The sequence below is a fragment of the Pseudodesulfovibrio sp. 7M6 genome (genome assembly GCF_050058625.1).
Taxonomy (GTDB): Bacteria; Desulfobacterota; Desulfovibrionia; order Desulfovibrionales; family Desulfovibrionaceae; genus Pseudodesulfovibrio; species Pseudodesulfovibrio salinus.
Genome location: NZ_CP188816.1, coordinates 3,526,973 through 3,544,346, shown reverse-complemented (window position 1 = coordinate 3,544,346; position 17,374 = coordinate 3,526,973). Strand labels below are relative to the sequence as shown.

Below are 17,374 nucleotides of genomic sequence, written 5' to 3'. Positions count from 1 at the left end.
GTCGTTATGCCGGTTTGATGTTGAACAGGAGATGCTTCTTGTGGATGCCGTAAAACGGCTCGTGCAGTTTTCTGAGCTGGTATTCCCGCGAGATACCGGAGAATTTGCGCATGTGCCCGCAGATGGCATCCTTCTGCTGGTCCGAGACGTAGAACTCGTAGGTGAAGGGCGTGCTTCCGGCGGCCTCGGCCAGGCTCGTGCCCTTGGTGTCCCGGCTCCAACGGAGAAAGTCGAAGTGAAAGTCCATCCGTTTGCGGACGGACTTGCCGGCCTCCACGGCTTCGAGCTCTGAGGCGTTGATGTTGCGCTGAAGCAGGTATTCGCAACACTCGTCGATCTGCCGCATGAAATGTTCTGGCAGGCCGTCCACGGATGCGCACAGGGAGCGGGCCACCGATTTGTAGAGGTCCATGAATTCGACGTTGAGCTCGGGCAGGTAGCTGGAATAGTGCGTGTTCAGCTTCTTGAAGTCGCCTTCCCGCAACGCCTCCATCCTTTCCGGCGTGGCGTAGTGGGCGACCAGCTCCTCCTGCGAGTCGTATAGCTCGTTGCGGGTGTCCTGCATGAATTCGTCGAATAGTTGGGCCACGGCCGGGGCGGCCGAGGACGCCTGGTTGAGGACTTCCATGAAGAAGTCCACGGGGTTGACTCCGACCGTGGACAACAGGCGGATCAGCAGGTCGTGGCGGTGCAGGGTCCAGCTCATCTGGATCAGCCAGCTCAGGGGCCGGGTGAGATAGCACTGCTCCTCCTGGAACGAGTTGGTCTCGCACACCAGTTCCACGGATTCGATGGCTGTTTTCCCCTTGTAAATGCCGTAGGCGTTTTCGAAGAGGCGCCATTTCGTCTTCATGCCGTACTTGCGGCGTTCCTCCGGCGTGTTCATGGGGGCGCCGTTGAGCAACTGCAACTGGTTGGTGTTGATGCAGTCGACATCGTAGGAAAAGAGGATGCGCAAGCCTTCGAGGTAGGATGCCAGGCTTTCTCCCGGAAGCATGAGGATGAGTTCGCCGAAGGACTCGACGCCCTGTTCCTTGCAGTGGCTGATACTTGTCCGCCACTGTTCGGCGGACACGTTCTTCCGGTTGATGTTTTTCAACACCTCGGGGTCCATGGATTGGGAGGATTGCCTGAAGATACAGACCCCGCGCAGGGTGTTGGCGATTTCGAGCGCCTTTTCGGACCTGACCTGGCCCCAGTTGACGACCACGTTGGTCGGCCAGCCGTGCTCGTCCGACAGCTCCTTGAGATAGCCCGCGATTTCGAGGTCGCGTCCAAACAGGCCGAAGTTGGCGTCGTTTATCATCAACTGGCCGTCTTTGGAGCGCCTTCGGCAATGATCGAGGTCCGACTTCACGCGTTCGATGTCGAACTGTCGGACGGCGTGTCCCGTTCCCCAGACGCAATACGTGCAGGAAAAAGGGCAACCCCGGTTGGTTTCGATGTTGGCGATCAGGCCCTGATCCAGGAATTCGTCTGCCAGGCCCATAGCAAAGGGGGAGGGGAGTCGGTCGAGGTCCTTCAGATCCTCCCTGGCCGGCACGAAGCGGGCCGCTCCAGCGGTCTTGATCCAGACGCTGCCGAGGCCGACCCCTTCCAGGACCTTGATCCTGTCACCGCCGTGCTTCAGGTATGCGGAGATGATGTCGGAAAAGGGAAGCTCGCCGTCTCCCTGCGTGTAGATGTCGCACTCCGTGGACGCCAGGAATTCCGTCATCCACGCCTGATCCTCGATGATGTTGGGGCCGCCCATCAACGTCAGCGTGTCCGGCCGCTGCTCTCTCGCGTATTCGAGGATGAGCTTGGAGAGCTCGGCGTTCCAGATGTAGTTGGAGGTGCCGATGATATCGGGCGGGTCCGCCTCGATGGCGTCGAGAACCTGGTCCGGGAATTTGAAACACCGGATGTCGACGTCATCGCCGAATTGTTCCTTTGCGCATGCCGACAGGTTCAGCACGTTCAAGGGAATCATCCAGTTGTCTTTGCTCCCTATGTAGTTGTGTATTGGATCCGTGAGGTATATTTTGACGGGCAGTCGCATCAGCTCCACCCTAGGTCGGCGTTCAGTCTCCCGCTGTCGAGATGCTCCTTCAGCACCTTGAGCCGCATGTACCAGGTATCCCGGAAGTTGGTCTCGGCGAAGTTCATTTCCGAAAGCCCGGCGTGCAACTCCGAAACGGCCTTTTCCAGCGTTACCTGCGGCTGGTGGGCCGGGGCGAGGCCTGCGAAGTAGTCGAAGTTGACCTTGTAGGACCGTTTGTCCGGGCTGGCGTCGGTATTAATGGAAAGATCGATGCCGCCGATGACGTCGGCCACGGCCTCGGCCAAGTCCTTGATCTGGTAGTTCCAGGCGTTGCTACCCACGTTGACGGCCACGAAGTTCCCCCCGTTGTCCGCCGAACGGGTGCTCGCCCAGTCGATGGAGCGGGCCATGTCTCGGATGTGGATGAGCGGTCGCCACGGGCTGCCGTCGCTCAGGATGGTGATTTTTTTGTCCACCACCGCGCCGGCCACGAAATCGTTGAGGACTAGGTCGAGACGGAGCCGCTCGCTCATGCCGCAGGCCGTGGAGAACCGCAGGCTGGTGACGGTGAAGGACTCGTCCGCCATGGCCCCGAGGGCCGTCTCGGAGGCGACCTTGGAGCGGGCGTAGGCCGTCAAGGGCTTGAGGGGCGCGTCCTCGGTGCGCGCGCCGTCTCCCCCCGAGCCGTACATGCTGCAACTCGATGCGTAGACGAAGTGGGAGACCCCGGCCTTTTTGGCGGCCTCGGCGATGGCCTTGGTGGCCTCGGCGTTGATGGCCACCGTGGGCGCTTCGAAGCTGTTGCCCATGGGGTCGTTGGAGATGGCGGCCAAGTGGATGACGCAATCCACGTCCTTGAATACCGACTCGGGGACCGAGCGGACGTCCATGAAAAGCTGTGTGGCGATGCGGGTCTCCGGTAGCACCTTGCTGTTGGTCAGGCAGTGGGCAAAATACCCGATGTCCAGTCCCACCAGTTCGACGCCCGGATGGGTTTCACGCAACTGCTCTTCGACACAGGGGCCGATGTAGCCCATGTTACCTGTAATGAGAACTTTCATGGATTCCTCGTCATGCTTTGCAGGTGTTCCAGACTTTCCATTCCGCACACCCCTTATCCCAAAGGTCGTTCAGGTACTGCATATCGCGCAACGTGTCCATACATGCCCAAAATCCATCGTGCGGGTACATCATCAGCTGGCCTTCCCGGGCTAGTTGCTCCAGGGCGCCGTTTTCCAGATCAACCCCGTTGTCGAGATAGTTGAACACCGCCTTGTTGAACACGAAGTAGCCGCCGCTGACCCTGCCCCGCTTGGAGTTGATCGGTTTCTCGCAAAACGAGGCGACCTGCTCCCCGTCCAGCTGTAGTTCACCGAAGCGGGCGCCCGGGTACACCCCGGTCACCGTGGCGATCTTGCCGTGGGACTTGTGAAAGGCGATGAGGGCGTTGATGTCGATGGCGGCAACGCCGTCACCGTAGGTGAGCATGAAGATGTCGTCGGTGATGTGCCGTTCCACCTGCTTGATGCGCTGGCCCTTCTTGGTGTCCTGGCCCGTATCGGCCAGGGTGATCTTCCAGCCGGTCTCGGCGTGGCAGTTGTGCTGGACATAGGCGTTCCGGTTGCCCGACTCAAGGGTGACGTCGTTGTGCATGAACTCGTAGTTGATGAAATAGTTTCGGATCATCTTGCCCTTGTAGCCCAGGGGAAGAATGAACTCGGTGTGCCCGAAGTGGGCATAGATTTTCATGATGTGCCAGAGAACCGGCCTCTCGCCGATACTGACCATGGGTTTGGGGCGAAATTCAGTCTCTTCCCGCAGGCGGGTTCCCAACCCGCCACACATGATGATGGTCTGCATGTCGTATTCTCATCTCTTGCGTTTTCTGCTCGCGCTGGATAGCCCGAAGTACTGGTAGCCATAATTTTATCAACAGAATTAGATAAACATATTAAGCGGATAACAATATCGACTGAAGATAGTATGCTTTTGCAGCAAACATGTCTACCCGATATTAGTGACTTCCTTTTTTAGAGCGGCAGGCCGATCTCTTCCCATCAATGTGCACGCTATAACCTTAAAAGCGATATTGACAGCTGCAGCATTTTAGACAATGAATGCAATTTTGAAAATAAGCAACCCGACACCTTGGGACAATTGAAAACCGGGAGAGTATCAAGCATAGACGCTGTTGCTATACCGTCATACATGAATTCAACTCATCCCACTTGGCGAAAATCAGTTTTTTGTTGAAAAATGTATGACCGGCAACTTGACCAGTCGTGAGTGCCCCCCCCCCGTCAGAAGGTACCAATGCACGAATTATTGACCATCGTCATCCCGACCTACAACCGTCCGCATTCCCTTGATCAGGTCCTGGCCCACATCAGCGAATTTGACGTCCGGATTATCATTCTCGATTCAACGGCCACCCCGCATCCCACCCTGTCGCAGAGCGAGCGGGTGCAGTATGTCCATTGCCCGGAGCAGATCCTGGTAGCAAAACTCCGGCAGCACGTGGCCGAGCTGGTGGAGACGCCATACATGCTCATGAATGCCGACGATATCTTCCCCTTGCAAATAGCCGTGAAGCAGAGCCTGGATTTTCTGGAAAAGAACCCGGACTATTCGTCGGCCCAGGGGGTCGTCGTCAACTATAACCAGGGGAGACTCTATCCCCATGTGTACGACTCCTATCTCTTCCCGGTGGACTCGGACCACGCCGGGGTCAGGCTGCTGCAGCATCATGCCAACTATTATCCGATCTTTTACGCGTTGCAGCGCACGGACAGTTGGAAGACGGCGTTGCGCAGGCAGCCGGAAAACCTGGTCAATTACACGCTGTTGGAGCACGGGACCACGCTGATGCATTTGATCCACGGCAAGTCGGCGCGGTTTGACACCCCGTTTTACGTGGTCAATCTCCTCCCGCCGGAGGACAAGTGCCTGCGCCTGCGGGGCAATGCCAAGGACCACATCTCCAATCCCCGGTACTTTCCGGAACTGGAGGCGCTCAAGCGGGCGGCCACGCAGTACATGGGCGACAAGGAAGGCATTCCGGCAAATGCGGCCCGGCGCTATGTGGAAGACGCCATAGCCCTCCTGTTCATCTGGAGTTATGACCGGAACGCGTTCTACTGGCTGGGAGACCGTCCTCCCAAGACCATGAAGGACAGGCTCCGCCGGGAGTGGGAGTCCTTTCTCAGAAAGGTGCTGGGCCGCAAAAGGCCCGCCCCGACGGTGGCAACCGCGTCCGGCGCCCCCAAAAAGACCTATATGGAGCTGCTTCTTGAACGGAGCGGGGAAGATACCCTGCGGGAACTGGAATCCATCAAGGCTATTTTGAAGGGATGACTGTTTTGTCTCGCCAAGCGAATATCCAGCGTTGACATACCGACAGAGGTGGTATCTTCCCTCTGACCTGCCCCCCTCCGAAAACTGGCCCACATCGATGTTAATAGTATGGCCATGAAGGGGGCAGGAAATGGCCATCAAACGACACACCCCAGAACAGATCATTTTCAAGCTCAGAGAAGCCGACGTTGTCTTGGCTCAAGGAGCGCGAGAACACCAGGCTCAAGAAACTCGTTGCTGATTTGAGTGTGGACAAACAAATCCTTTCAGAGGCACTCAAGGGAAACTTCTAAGCCCTGAACGTAGCCGCAAATGTGTAAATCATGTCCAGGATGTCTTCCATGTGTCTGAACGTCGAGCATGTAAGGTCATTGGACAATCTCGATTCAGCCAGCGATATCAAAAGCGTGCCGCCGATGATGAGGCAGCATTGACCAGCGCCATCATTTCGTTTGCCAGCGAATACGGACGATATGGCTACAGGCGAATTACGGCACTTCCTCGAAATGAAGGCTGGCATGTGAACCACAAGCGGGTCGAACGCATATGGCGACATGAGGGGCTGAAAGTCCCCCAGAAACAACCCAAGAAAGGACGTCTGTGGTTGAATGACGGATCGTGCTTGCGCCTTCGTCCTTGCTGGCCCAATCCTGTTTGGGCTTATGACTTTGTCATGGCCGGACGCATGACGGCAAGGCGTTTCGTATGCTGACCATCATTGATGAATTTACGAGGGAATGCCTAGGGATCCCTGTAGCGAGAAGAATACGGAATGAAGACGTAATGCACATTCTGGCCGACCTGTTCGTGACCAGAGGTCAGCCGGATTTCATTAGATCGGACAACGGATCAGAATTCACAGCAAAGGCGATCAGGAAATGGCTTGAAGACGTCGGAGTGAACACGGCATACATCGAACCTGGTAGCCCTTGGGAGAACGGATACAGCGAAAGCTTCAATGGGAAGCTACGGGATGAATTGCTGAATGGTGAGATATTCTATTCGTTGAAGGAAGCACAGGTTGTGATCGAAAACTGGCGGCAGGAATACAATACGATCAGGCCTCACAGTTCATTGGGATACAAGCCGCCTGCGCCGGTCGCGCGACTCCCCATAGGGGGAGCTAGACTGGGGACTGGACAACCCCAGCAGGAAGAATGCAGGCTAACATAAGCCCGGAACATAAACCGGGGGCAGGTCACAACTGGCTTCCGTTGACCAATCGGCTTCGGCAAGCGCTCTCAGAACATCATACGCAGCGGGTTGGTGAACTGTCTTCAGTACCGAGGACGGATCACCGTATAAGTGGCGCCAGCTCCTCATGAAAATCCTGTGCAAGCGGGCGGGGGTGAAGCACTTCACGTTTCACGGAATCCGGCATCTGACGGCCTCAATACTTGCGCAGGAGGGAGTGGACATCCCGACCATTCAAGCCATCCTCCGGCATAAAAACTCGATGACTACGACTCGATATCTACACCGGTTAGGCATTATCAAGAACGTTCTGGAAGACGTGGTCGGCTAACATGCAACAAGCCTCGTGCTTTCCCATCGCCCGTGCGTACTTGTTGAGAATGGTGGCCTGTACTATGGTCGGTCATCAAATCAGAAGGACGCCCCATGAGTGACAACGCCCCTGCCCCGCGATCTCAAATAGACATCTTCCCGGCCCCGGATGGAAACATCCGTGTCGAGGTTCGCTTCCTGGATGAAACGGCCTGGCTTAGCCAGAAGCTCATGGCTGAGCTCTTTCAGGTTTCGATTCCCACGATCAACGAGCACCTAAAAAAACTATTTGCAGATGGGGAGCTGGCCGAGGGGGCAGTTGTTAGGAATTTCCGAATAACTGCTTCGGACGGAAAAGAGTACCTGACCAAGCATTACAGCCTGGATGCCATCATCGCTGTGGGCTACCGCGTCCGCTCGTCCGTGGGCGTCCAATTCCGTCGATGGGCTACCGAACGGTTGCGGGAATACATGGTCAAAGGCTTCACCATGGACGACGAGCGGCTGAAGAATCCTGGCGGCTGGGATTACTTCGATGAACTGCTTGAGCGCATCCGGACGATCCGGGCCTCGGAGAAGCGGTTTTACCAGAAGGTCAAAGACCTGTTTTCTCAGACCAGTGCCGATTATGACGGCAAGTCGGAAACAGCCCAGATGTTCTTTAAGACCATCCAAAACAAGATGCTTTTTGCCACTACGGGCAAGACTGCCGCAGAAATTGTAGTGGAACGCGCAGACGCGGCCCTGCCCAACATGGGGCTAACCAGCTTCAAAGGGTATGTGGTCCGCAAGGGTGACGTAATGACCTCCAAAAACTACCTCCAACAAGACGAACTCACCAAGCTGGACCGCCTTGTGGTCATGTTCCTCGACTACGCCGAGGATCGCGCCGAGCAGAGACAGCGCATTACGATGGACGAATGGATTGAAATGACTGACCGCTTTTTGACCTTTAACGAGCGCGACGCCCTCACCAATGCCGGGAAGGTATCCCACAAGCAGGCTGAAAAGCATGCCCATGGTGAATACAAGGCGTATGACGATGCTCGTAGGCGACGTGAGTTGGAAGAGGCCGAAATCGAAGCCGAGCGGGACTTTGAGGAGTTGGTGAAGGGAATTGAGCGGAAGAAATAATGTATTTTTCAAAATGTCTGATTTTTGTTTTTTTGATTGCCCCTGTTCTTGCGGAGATTTAGATTCTGAGTTTGATGATCTCATCGCAAAAGAAACAAACTTCCCTGTCCGGCTTGATAGTTACTTGCAGAAAATATTGGATGGATATTTGATAAGTCACTTAAGCAAAAGTTTTCAGATGGCCTGATAAGCTCTTCCAACAACGAGTTTGGGATATATATTTTATGGCATAAGGAAGACTATTGCTGCAAGCATGAACTATTCCACATGAAGGCCCTCTATGTTGGTAAGGGCAGAATCAACGCTAGGCTTATATCTCACCTTAGAGATAAAGAGATTTCAGATGAACTATTAGTATACTTCACTTACCTTCCATTGCCAAACCGGCAGGCTAAATACGTAGAGCAGCTACTACTTGATATATACGACATTCCACACAACAATTTCGAGAATCCAGGCGGCAAAAGGCTGTGCGCATACTGGGACCAATTACAAGTGGACTGAGTAGAAACAAAGAGATCGGTTAAAAAGAGCCCCGAAGACACTAATCTCCGGGGCTTTTCAGCTCCAATTTACACGAAATTTTACACGCAAACAAAAACGGGTTACAGCGATTTGCTGTAACCCGTTGATTTGTCTTGGCGTCCCCAAGGGGGTTTGAACCCCTGTTGCCGGCGTGAGAGGCCGGAGTCCTAGGCCACTAGACGATGGGGACGCATTTATAGTCTTTTGGTGGGTCGTACTGGGCTCGAACCAGTGACTCTCTGCTTAAAAGGCAGATACTCTACCAACTGAGTTAACGACCCGTCTCAACGACCCGTGCGCCAAGGTGGGTATGTCTATCTATTTGGCTCAGCGGTGTCAAGCACAATTTCTGCATTGCCAAAAGAGTTTTTCTATATTCTAACACACTGACATTAATGGAGATTTAAATTTTTTCTTGCAAAAATCCTCTGGAGTGGTATATTCCCTATCCCCGACTATTCGGCAATTTTCCATACAGGAGCATTGATATGACTAGAAAAGACCGCACCGAAGGGATTTATTCCCGCCGTGAGGTGCTCGACGAATCCGAGCGCAGGCAGTACTGCCAGTTGCAGCTGAAGGAGCTGCTCTCCTATGCATACCGCTACTCCGAGGACGTGAAGAAGCGGTTCGACCGCGCTCAGTTCAACGTGGAGAAGTTCCGCTCTCTCAACGATCTCAAGCACATTCCCATTATTAAGAAGAAAGAGCTGATCTTCCTCCAGTCCATGGGCCCGCGCCTTGGCGGGCTGCTGACCAAGGACCTTGGCGAGCTGCAGCGCGTCTTCCTGTCCCCCGGGCCCATCTTCGATCCCGAGGATCGCAGCGAGGACTACTGGGGCTGGACCGAAGGGTTCTACGCCGCCGGTTTTCGCTCCGGCGATCTGTCCCAGATCACCTTCAACTATCACCTGGCCCCGGCCGGCCTGATGTTCGAGGAGCCGCTGCGCAATCTTTCCTGCGCCACGGTGCCCGCCGGTCCCGGCAACACCAACTCCCAGATCGAGATCATGCAGAAGCTGCGCGTCACCGGCTACGTGGGTACGCCCAGCTACCTGATGCATCTGGCTCAAAAGGCCGAGGAAATGGGCCTCTCCCTGCGCAAGGACCTCTTCCTGGAAGTGGCCTTCGTTACCGGCGAGAAGTTCTCCGAGAAGATGCGCTCCACCCTGGAGAAAAAGTTCGACTGCATCATGCGCCAGGGCTACGGCACGGCCGACGTGGGCTGCATCGGTTACGAATGCTTCCATAAGAATGGCCTGCACCTCTCCAACCGCGCCTTTGTGGAAATCTGCCATCCCGATACCGGTATTCCGCTCAAGGACGGCGAGGTCGGCGAGATCGTGGTCACCGCGTTCAACAAGACCTACCCCCTCATCCGTCTGGCCACCGGCGACCTGGGCTACCTGGACCGCGCCCCATGCGCCTGCGGCCGTACCAGCCCCCGTCTGGGCGGCATTGTCGGCCGCGTGGATACCACGGCCCGCATCAAGGGCATGTTCGTCTACCCCCATCAGGTGGAGCAGGTCATGGCCCGGTTCGAGGAAGTCAAGCGGTGGCAGATCGAGGTTACCAACCCCGGCGGCATCGACGAGATGATCCTTTCCATCGAGGCTGGCCAGTTCAACCAGGAAGAGGAGCTGCTCCACATCTTCCGTGAGAAGATCAAGCTGCGGCCCATGCTCAAGGTACTGGCACCCGGCACCCTGCCTCCCCAGATTCGTCCCATCGAGGACAAGCGCACCTGGGATTAGTCCCGGCGCGTTCGCGACGAGTATCTCGCCCGGTCCGGCATGTCCGCCGGACCGGGCGCTTTCATCGTTGCTCTGGCGAGCGGCGACAAGAGGGAGGAGCCATGTGGTACGTGGGCGTTGACGCTTGCAAGGGCGGTTGGTTCGCCGTTGGGCTGGGTCCCGATGGCGCACGGTCCGCTCTGTGCCGGGAGTTCTCCGAGGTGTGGGAGCTGTATGGCCCCATCACCCGGGTCTTCGTGGACATGCCTGTGGGCCTGCCCGAAAGGGGCGTGCGCGAGGCCGATGCGGAAGCACGCAAGGCGCTGCCAGCCCACCTGTCCTCCACCATCTTCAATACCCCGGTCCGCAGGGCGGTGTATGCTGCGACCAAGGATGAAGCGAAATCGATAAACCGTGAACTTACCGGAAAGTCACTTTCCGAGCAATCGCTCGGCATTGTGAAAAAGATTCGGGAAGTCGATACCTATCTGCGGGCGCATCCCGAGGTGCGGGATATGGTCTTCGAATCCCACCCGGAGCTGTGCTTTGGCTGCCTGAACGGCGGGTTTCCGTCTTTTGCCAAGAAGGATTTGCTGGGCGGCCTGGAGCGGTTCCGGATCATCCGGGACTTCATGCCGGAAGTGGAATTTCTGCTGGCGGATTCGCGCCGTCTGCACCCCCGGACGATCGTGGCCGGGGACGACATGCTCGATGCCTGCATCCTGGCCGTGGCCGCCAGGGAGAGCGGCAGGCCTCCGCGTTTTCACCCGGCCGGGTTGCAGCGGCCGGAAACAGACGCGGAAGGATTGCCAATGGCCATCTGGCATCCGGCAGCGAGAGGGGAGTCATGAACAACCGCAATTTTCGCAACTTTGTTTCGGTGCTTGCCGTTGCCCTGTCCCTGGTGCTGGGGGCCTGCGCCAGGCATGTGGAAACGCCGCCGCTGGACGTTACTTTTCTGCCCCAAAAAGGGGACTTCGTCTCCAAATACGGCGACCACCTGACCTTGAACGACATTGCGGACATGGCCCTCCATGTTGATTATATTTTGGTGGGCGAGGGGCACCGCAACGTGTGGGACCACCGGGTGCAGCAGGAACTGTTGAAAGTCCTGGCTGCTTCGGACCGGCCGCCGTCTGTCGGGCTTGAGATGGTGGCCGTGGACAGGCAGCATGAGCTGGACGATTTCTGCAAGGGGCAGGTTGCGGTGGAGGACCTCCCTGAAGAGCTGGATTGGAAGACCTCGTGGGGCTATCCGTTTTCTCTGTTTCAGCCGCTCTTCACCCTCATCCGGCGCGATAGCCTGCCTGTGGCCGGGCTCAACGTGCCGACATCGGTGGCCCGGACCGTGGCCCGCAAGGGGCTGGAGGGGCTGACCGAGGAGCAGCGCCGCTGGCTCCCGGCCGAGATCGTGCCTCCGGCGAAGGAGCAGCTTGATTTTCTTAATGAAGTGTACGCGGGGCACGACAGCATGGATGCGGACAATGCCACCGCGCGGGAGCGGTTCCAGCTTGTCCAGTCCATCTGGGACTCCAAGATGGCCGAGCAGGCCGTGCGGCTGCGCAAACAGTACGACTGGCCGGTATTCGTCGTTGCCGGAGCGGGCCACGTGGAGTACGGCTGGGGCATCGCCCGGCGTATCCGCCGGTTTGATCCGGGCGCGCGCATCCTGTTGGTCATGCCGTGGCGTGGCAGTGATTTCGATGCGGATGCGGGCGATGTGTTTTTCTACAGTCCGAACAGCTACCGCTCCAAGATGGGGGCGATATTTACGGACGACGGCCGGGGCGGCCTGCTGGTGGAGCAGGTGGATCGCGCCTCGCGGGCGGCCAAGGCCGGGCTGCGTCCCGGCGATGTGCTGCTGGAAGCCTCGGGAGTGGCGTTGGAACACCTCTATGATCTACACCGGGCGGGATTCAAGGTGCATGAGGCGGACAAGCCGTTGGTCTTCAAGGTCCGAAGGGGCAATGACGTGATCTGTGTGGACATGGGAAAATTGGGCGTGGCCAAGCCGAAAAAGGCTGCGTCGTCCGCCGGGGTATCCACCAAGGAAGAAACCGGAATGAAAAAAATGGATCGGAAGGGATCGTCCCCGGATGCGGAGGCGTCCGGCAAGGAGTAGGGGATGCGGGTTTATTCGTTCTTTTTGTTGTTGCTGATGCTGCTGGCGCCGCTGCGCGTCCAGGCGGCGGGGCTGGTGCAGCTCCTGCCCGACAGGATTGGCAAAATGATTTTGGTGCAGCGTATAGATGGCGCGGACGCCCAGGCCGAGGTGGACAAGCTGCACGGCAAGGCGCTTTCGGCTGAAGAAAGCGTCATCGGCCGCTATGCCCGGACAACGGGCGTAGGGGGAGAGCGCCCCGCCGAGGTGTGGGTTTCCCGCGTAGCCTCGGAGTCGGAAGCGCGCCGCCAGACAGGGCTGATGGTCCACAAAATGGTGGAAAATCCGAACTCGCCTTTCAATCAACCGCAGCGGATAGACAGAAACGGGGTGTCCATCTACCGCTTTGAGGGAATGGGACGCGCTCATCTCATTTGGAGCAAGGACGACCTTGTCTTCTGGATCAGTACCGACAGGCCGGACGAACCGTCCCTGCTCGACGTTTTTTGTCCTTAGGTCCGCGCCTGCGGGCGCTTTTCACGCTGCCGCTTTTCAGGTAGACCAAGCCATGCCCGAACTTCCCGAAGTCGAAGTCATTGCGCGCGGTTTGCATCGCACCGTGCAAGGGAGAACCGTGGTCAGGGCCGCCTATGTGGATCTGACACGATTGAGCGACCTTGCCGAGGATCTGATCCCCCGTTTGGAGGGTCGCACCGTCGCACGCGTCCATCGCCGGGCCAAGGTGCTGCTCATGGACCTGGACAACGGCTGGACCCTCGTCTTTCATCTCAAGATGACCGGTCGGGTGGTACATGGCCCGAAGCGCGCGGCAAACGGCCACGACCGGCTGCTCCTCCTTCTCGACGACGACAGCCAACTCTCCTTTTCCGATATGCGCAAGTTCGGCTATGTGCGGATTTTCCCGCCGGGCGAACTGGAGCAGTGGGACTTTTTGCAAAGGGTCGGGCCGGAACCGCTGTCCACCGACGCTGCCGAGCTGGCCGAGCGCATCGGTTGCCGCTCCGGCTGCATCAAGGGACTGCTGCTCAACCAGCAGGTGGTCGCCGGAATCGGTAATATTTACGCGGACGAATCCCTGTTTCGGGCTGGTCTCAACCCCCAGGCCAGGGCGGACCGCGTGCCGCCGGAGCAGCTGTGCACCCTGTGCAGCGAGTTGCAGGCCGTGCTGCGCCAAGCCATAGCGGAAAATGGCAGTTCCATTCGGGATTACGTCAATGCGGACGGCGATGCCGGGGCGTTCCAGAACAGCTTCAATGTCTACGGCAGGAAGGGCGAGCCGTGCCGGGTGTGCGGCACCCCGCTGGTTGCCGTCAAGGTGGCGGGGCGAACTTCCACTTTCTGCCCCCATTGCCAGCCCGGAGGACGCAAAAATCGCTAACCGCAATTATCTGCGAAAGTAGCTTGTTGTTCGGAGGCGGGATGGACGGAGTCCTTCCCCTCTTAAGGGCGTTATGGCTCCGGATGGATGGGCAGAATTGACCGGAAAATGACTTGATTTGACTGTCGGGAGCGTGTTGACACGAATAATGTTGTATTCCAAGATATTATCTTGTGGATAACTTGATTCTGGCTGATTGGGATGGAAAATGGGGAGTAGATGAACTTAGTGAATTTGTACCAGTTGTTTTAATTGGAAGTTAGAAAAATTCTAACAAAAGTCTAGAAAATTGACAGCCAATAAAATCAGCAAGTTGATAATTTGCTGAAAATCGGGACTCCGGCATGAGCGAGCAAGGAAAAATCATAGCCAGGAACGCTGCGGTGGTGGCGGGCGCAACACTGCTTTCGCGGGTGTTGGGGTTCATTAGAGATGTCATTGTGGCCTTCGCCCTGGGGGCGGGGCTGTTTGCCGATGCCTTTTTCGTGGCATTCCGCATCCCGAATCTGTTGCGGCGGCTCTTTGGCGAGGGCTCGCTGACCATGGCATTTATCCCTGTATATTCACGTGTTATGGAAGAAGAGGGAGAGACTGCCGCTCAGGAAATGGCCCGTTCCGCCATGATCTGGCTGGTGGTAATTCTGGGCGGAATTACCCTATTGGCGGAGTTCTTGGCTCGGCCCATCACCATGGCCATTGCTCCGGGATTTTTGGACAATGTCGCCCAGTTTCAGGCCACGGTCGATCTGGTCCGCATCTGTTTTCCCTACGTCATCTTCATCTGTTCCGTGGCCCTTTGCATGGGTATCCTCAATTCAAACAACCACTTCCTGGCCCCGGCCCTGGCTCCTGTGGTTCTGAATATCGCGCTTATTTCAGCTGCGCTTCTCGGCTACTACATGGGGCTCAACGTGGCCTATGTCATGGCCTGGGGCGTGCTGGTCGGCGGCGCTGGGCAGTGGCTGCTCCAGCAGCCGTTTCTGGCGCGTAACGGCTTTTCCTGGCGTGGACCGTGGTCCTGGCGCAACAAGGGCGTGGCCCGCATGGGGTTGCTCATGCTGCCCACGGTCTTCGGCGCGGCGGTCTATCAGGTCAATATCCTGCTCGGTACACTGCTCGCCTCCTTTCTGCCTGTCGGTTCGGTTTCTTATCTCTACTACGCGGACCGGCTGGTGCAGTTCCCGCTCGGCGTTTTCGGTATCGCGGTTTCCACGGCGGCCCTGCCCAGTCTGGCCAAGCTGGCGGCTAAGAATCGCATGGAGGAGTATGACGAGGCCCTGTCCCTGTCGTTGGGGCTGACATTCTTTATCGCCCTGCCCGCTGCCGCCGGGTTGATAGCCCTGGCCGAACCGCTCATTTCGCTGCTTTTCCAGCGCGGGGCCTTTTCCGCCGATGCCGTGCGGTCCACGGCGCTCGCCCTGGTGGCCTATAGCGCGGGGCTGCCCTTTATCGGTCTCTCCCGCCCGTTGGTGGCCGGGTTCTACGCCCTGGAGGACACCAAGACACCGGTCAAGATCGCCGTGGTCTGTCTGATCGCCAATGTCGGCCTTGGTCTCTGGCTCATGCACCCGCTGGCCCATGTCGGTCTGGCCCTTGCCGTCAGCGGCTCTTCGCTGCTCAACTTCCTGCTCCTTTTTTATGCGCTCACCCGGCGGCGGGGCGGCGCACCCATGGGGCTTTCGTCCACGGCCAAGACCGTGGTGCTCAGTGTGCTGGTCTGGGTTGCCGCCGCTGTCACCGCGCAGTGGTCGCCGTGGTGTCTGCTGCTGATCCCGGTCTGGGCCGTGCTCTATATTTTTCTGGCCCACGCCATGCGTCAGCCCGAGGCCCGGCTCTTCACCGAGATGGTCGCGGCCCGCATCCGTCGCCGCAGGGCGCGGAGGAACGCATGAACCCGGTGGACACCGAAACGGTTCTGGGGCGACGGGAGCAGTTCCCTCGCGGACTGGTCCAGCCTGAGGGCGGCTATCGTTTTTCGCTGGACTCCCTGCTCCTTGCCTGTTTCGCCCGTCCGGGTCGACGCCACGTGGGCGTGGATCTCGGGTGCGGTTGCGGCGTGATCAGCCTCGGATTGCTGCTGCGTGAGCCCGGCCTGCATATTACCGGCGTGGAACTGGACCCGGCTGCGGCCCAGGCTGCGCGGGAAAATGGCGAGTCTCTCCTTTTTCAGCGTTCATTTCAGGTGGAGCAGGCCGACGTCTCGGACTGGCGGCCGGAGAAGGTGGTGGATTTCGTGGTGGCCAACCCGCCGTATCGCCGTCTTGGCGCCGGGCGCATCAGCCGGGGTGAGGAACGGGCAACGGCCCGGTTCGAGCGGCAAGGCTCCTTTGCCCGATTTGCCCGGTGCGCGGCCGTGGCCCTCAAGACGAGGGGTAAATTCACCTTTGTCCACCTGCCGGAGCGACTGGCCGAGATAATGACCGGCCTCGCGCAGAACGGGCTGGAGCCCAAGCGGTTGCGCATGGTCCACGCCCGGCCGGACGAGGAGGCTCGCATGGTCCTGGTGGAGGCGGTCAAGGCGGCCCGTCCGGGAATGCGCGTGGAGCCGCCGCTCATTTTGCACCGGGGAGCCGGAACTGCCACCCGAATGACGGAAGATGCGCTTGCTTTTTGTCCCTTTCTGCGCTGCAATCCGGGGCATACGGAGGGAGATGGCGAATGACGGATATTATCAGAGACAAGGCGGAAGCGTGGTTCGGCGGCGGTAAGATGCAGTGTGCCGAGACTGTGCTTCGGATAGCAATGGAGGCGGTGGGCAAGGACCCCGCACCCGTATTGCACGCGGCATCGGGGTTTTGTGCGGGCATGGCCCGGACCAAGGGGCAGTGCGGCGCGCTCTCGGGCGCGCTCATGGCACTCGGGGTACTGGCGTCCACCACGGACGACCCGGACGAGATCGGGCAGGATAGGGAAGTGGTCTTTGATCTGACCCAGGAACTGCTCCAATGGTTTCGGGACGAGTTCGGCTCGTACAACTGTTTCGAGCTGACCGGTTGCGATTTCCTCACCCTGGAGGGCAAGGAGCGCTTCAACCAGGGTAACGTGAAAAAGACCTGCGTGGGCATGTGCGTGGAGACTGTGCACGCCGTGCTCGGCTTGTTGCGAGATGCCGGGCGTATTCCGTCCTCCGAAAATATGATTGCTGCGCGATTGGCCCCCTGCGGCCTGTCCTGTGGTCACTGTGCGGCCTACGCCGGTGGGGTTGCCCAGACGTCCGCCGCTTCGCTTGCCGCTGCGCTGGGCGAAAATTTCGGTTCCTACGCCGAACGGTTCGCGGCGAGCAATCCCGCCTTTGGCAACTATGCCGGGTTCCGTGAACTGCTCGACTATCTGGCCTCCGGCTCCTGCGGCGGCTGCCGGGAAGCTGGCTGTCTGTTTCAGTCATGCAAGGTTTCGGACTGTGTCGACGAGCATGAGGTGGACTACTGTTATGAGTGCGCCGAGTTCCCCTGCGACCGTCACGGTATGCCCGGCCCACTGGCCGAGCGGTGGCGGGCCAATAATGAAAAGATGGCCGAAGTCGGCGTCGAGGCATGGTATGATGGCTGCTGCAAGCGGCCTCGCTACCCATAAGACGATAAGTTTTCGATAACTTGAAA

14 protein-coding genes, 2 tRNA genes and 1 pseudogene are annotated in these 17,374 nt (G+C 58.1%); 12 read left to right on the top strand and 5 right to left on the bottom strand.

Annotated features, from left to right (window positions below; genetic code table 11):
• Positions 1-4 precede the first annotated feature (4 nt).
• From ACI0FG_RS16625 to rfbF, 3 genes are read right to left on the bottom strand one after another with little or no spacing between them, the layout of a single operon-like run.
• Positions 5-2,041 (bottom strand): B12-binding domain-containing radical SAM protein, encoded by a 2,037-nt coding sequence (locus tag ACI0FG_RS16625; protein ID WP_419786127.1) that lies wholly within the window; start codon positions 2,039-2,041, stop codon positions 5-7.
• Positions 2,041-3,084 carry an NAD-dependent epimerase/dehydratase family protein gene (locus ACI0FG_RS16620; protein WP_419786126.1) on the bottom strand — a complete coding sequence of 348 codons (1,044 nt, stop codon included), beginning with the start codon at positions 3,082-3,084 and terminating at the stop codon, positions 2,041-2,043. Before ACI0FG_RS16620 ends, ACI0FG_RS16625 begins: the two co-directional genes overlap by 1 nt.
• Before the next feature lie 10 nt (positions 3,085-3,094).
• Positions 3,095-3,883 carry a glucose-1-phosphate cytidylyltransferase gene (rfbF, locus tag ACI0FG_RS16615; protein WP_419786125.1) on the bottom strand — a complete coding sequence of 263 codons (789 nt, stop codon included), beginning with the start codon at positions 3,881-3,883 and terminating at the stop codon, positions 3,095-3,097.
• Between the two features lie 453 nt (positions 3,884-4,336).
• Here rfbF and ACI0FG_RS16610 point away from each other — a divergent pair, with 453 nt between their 5' ends.
• The 4 genes and pseudogenes from ACI0FG_RS16610 (at position 4,337) to ACI0FG_RS16595 (ending at position 8,017) form a co-directional block, all read left to right on the top strand.
• Positions 4,337-5,377 carry a TIGR00180 family glycosyltransferase gene (locus ACI0FG_RS16610; RefSeq protein WP_419786124.1) on the top strand — a complete coding sequence of 347 codons (1,041 nt, stop codon included), beginning with the start codon at positions 4,337-4,339 and terminating at the stop codon, positions 5,375-5,377.
• A 130-nt stretch (positions 5,378-5,507) separates the two neighbouring features.
• A pseudogene (locus ACI0FG_RS16605) lies at positions 5,508-6,550 on the top strand (IS3 family transposase).
• A gap of 148 nt (positions 6,551-6,698) precedes the next feature.
• Complete coding sequence (locus ACI0FG_RS16600; protein WP_419786123.1) at positions 6,699-6,902, top strand: tyrosine-type recombinase/integrase; 204 nt, start codon at positions 6,699-6,701, stop codon at positions 6,900-6,902.
• 95 nt (positions 6,903-6,997) lie between these two features.
• The gene (locus ACI0FG_RS16595; RefSeq protein ID WP_419786122.1) at positions 6,998-8,017 is read left to right on the top strand and encodes a virulence RhuM family protein; all 1,020 of its coding nucleotides are present in this window, start codon (positions 6,998-7,000) and stop codon (positions 8,015-8,017) included.
• A 639-nt stretch (positions 8,018-8,656) separates the two neighbouring features.
• Here the strand turns inward: ACI0FG_RS16595 and ACI0FG_RS16590 are convergent.
• Both ACI0FG_RS16590 and ACI0FG_RS16585 read right to left on the bottom strand, forming a co-directional pair.
• A tRNA-Glu gene (locus ACI0FG_RS16590) sits at positions 8,657-8,732 on the bottom strand.
• Between the two features lie 15 nt (positions 8,733-8,747).
• Positions 8,748-8,823, bottom strand: a tRNA-Lys gene (locus tag ACI0FG_RS16585).
• A 207-nt stretch (positions 8,824-9,030) separates the two neighbouring features.
• Between ACI0FG_RS16585 and ACI0FG_RS16580 the strand changes: the two genes are divergently transcribed.
• From ACI0FG_RS16580 to ACI0FG_RS16545, 8 genes are all read left to right on the top strand, one after another.
• Positions 9,031-10,296 (top strand): phenylacetate--CoA ligase family protein, encoded by a 1,266-nt coding sequence (locus ACI0FG_RS16580; protein ID WP_419786121.1) that lies wholly within the window; start codon positions 9,031-9,033, stop codon positions 10,294-10,296.
• 101 nt (positions 10,297-10,397) lie between these two features.
• Entirely contained in the window at positions 10,398-11,126 is a 729-nt protein-coding gene (locus ACI0FG_RS16575) for a DUF429 domain-containing protein (protein ID WP_419786120.1), read from the top strand.
• Entirely contained in the window at positions 11,123-12,397 is a 1,275-nt protein-coding gene (locus tag ACI0FG_RS16570; RefSeq protein ID WP_419786119.1) for a ChaN family lipoprotein, read from the top strand. The genes ACI0FG_RS16575 and ACI0FG_RS16570 overlap by 4 nt, the downstream gene beginning before the upstream one ends.
• Before the next feature lie 3 nt (positions 12,398-12,400).
• On the top strand, positions 12,401-12,892 hold the full coding sequence (locus tag ACI0FG_RS16565; RefSeq protein ID WP_419786118.1) for a hypothetical protein: 492 nt from the start codon (positions 12,401-12,403) through the stop codon (positions 12,890-12,892).
• Between the two features lie 52 nt (positions 12,893-12,944).
• Positions 12,945-13,775 (top strand): bifunctional DNA-formamidopyrimidine glycosylase/DNA-(apurinic or apyrimidinic site) lyase, encoded by an 831-nt coding sequence (gene mutM, locus ACI0FG_RS16560; RefSeq protein WP_419786117.1) that lies wholly within the window; start codon positions 12,945-12,947, stop codon positions 13,773-13,775.
• Between the two features lie 344 nt (positions 13,776-14,119).
• Positions 14,120-15,667, top strand: coding sequence for a murein biosynthesis integral membrane protein MurJ (murJ, locus tag ACI0FG_RS16555; RefSeq protein WP_419786116.1), 1,548 nt, complete (start codon positions 14,120-14,122; stop codon positions 15,665-15,667).
• The gene (locus tag ACI0FG_RS16550) at positions 15,664-16,437 is read left to right on the top strand and encodes a tRNA1(Val) (adenine(37)-N6)-methyltransferase (protein WP_419786115.1); all 774 of its coding nucleotides are present in this window, start codon (positions 15,664-15,666) and stop codon (positions 16,435-16,437) included. The genes murJ and ACI0FG_RS16550 overlap by 4 nt, the downstream gene beginning before the upstream one ends.
• On the top strand, positions 16,434-17,348 hold the full coding sequence (locus ACI0FG_RS16545; protein ID WP_419786114.1) for a C-GCAxxG-C-C family (seleno)protein: 915 nt from the start codon (positions 16,434-16,436) through the stop codon (positions 17,346-17,348). Before ACI0FG_RS16550 ends, ACI0FG_RS16545 begins: the two co-directional genes overlap by 4 nt.
• Positions 17,349-17,374: the final 26 nt, after the last annotated feature.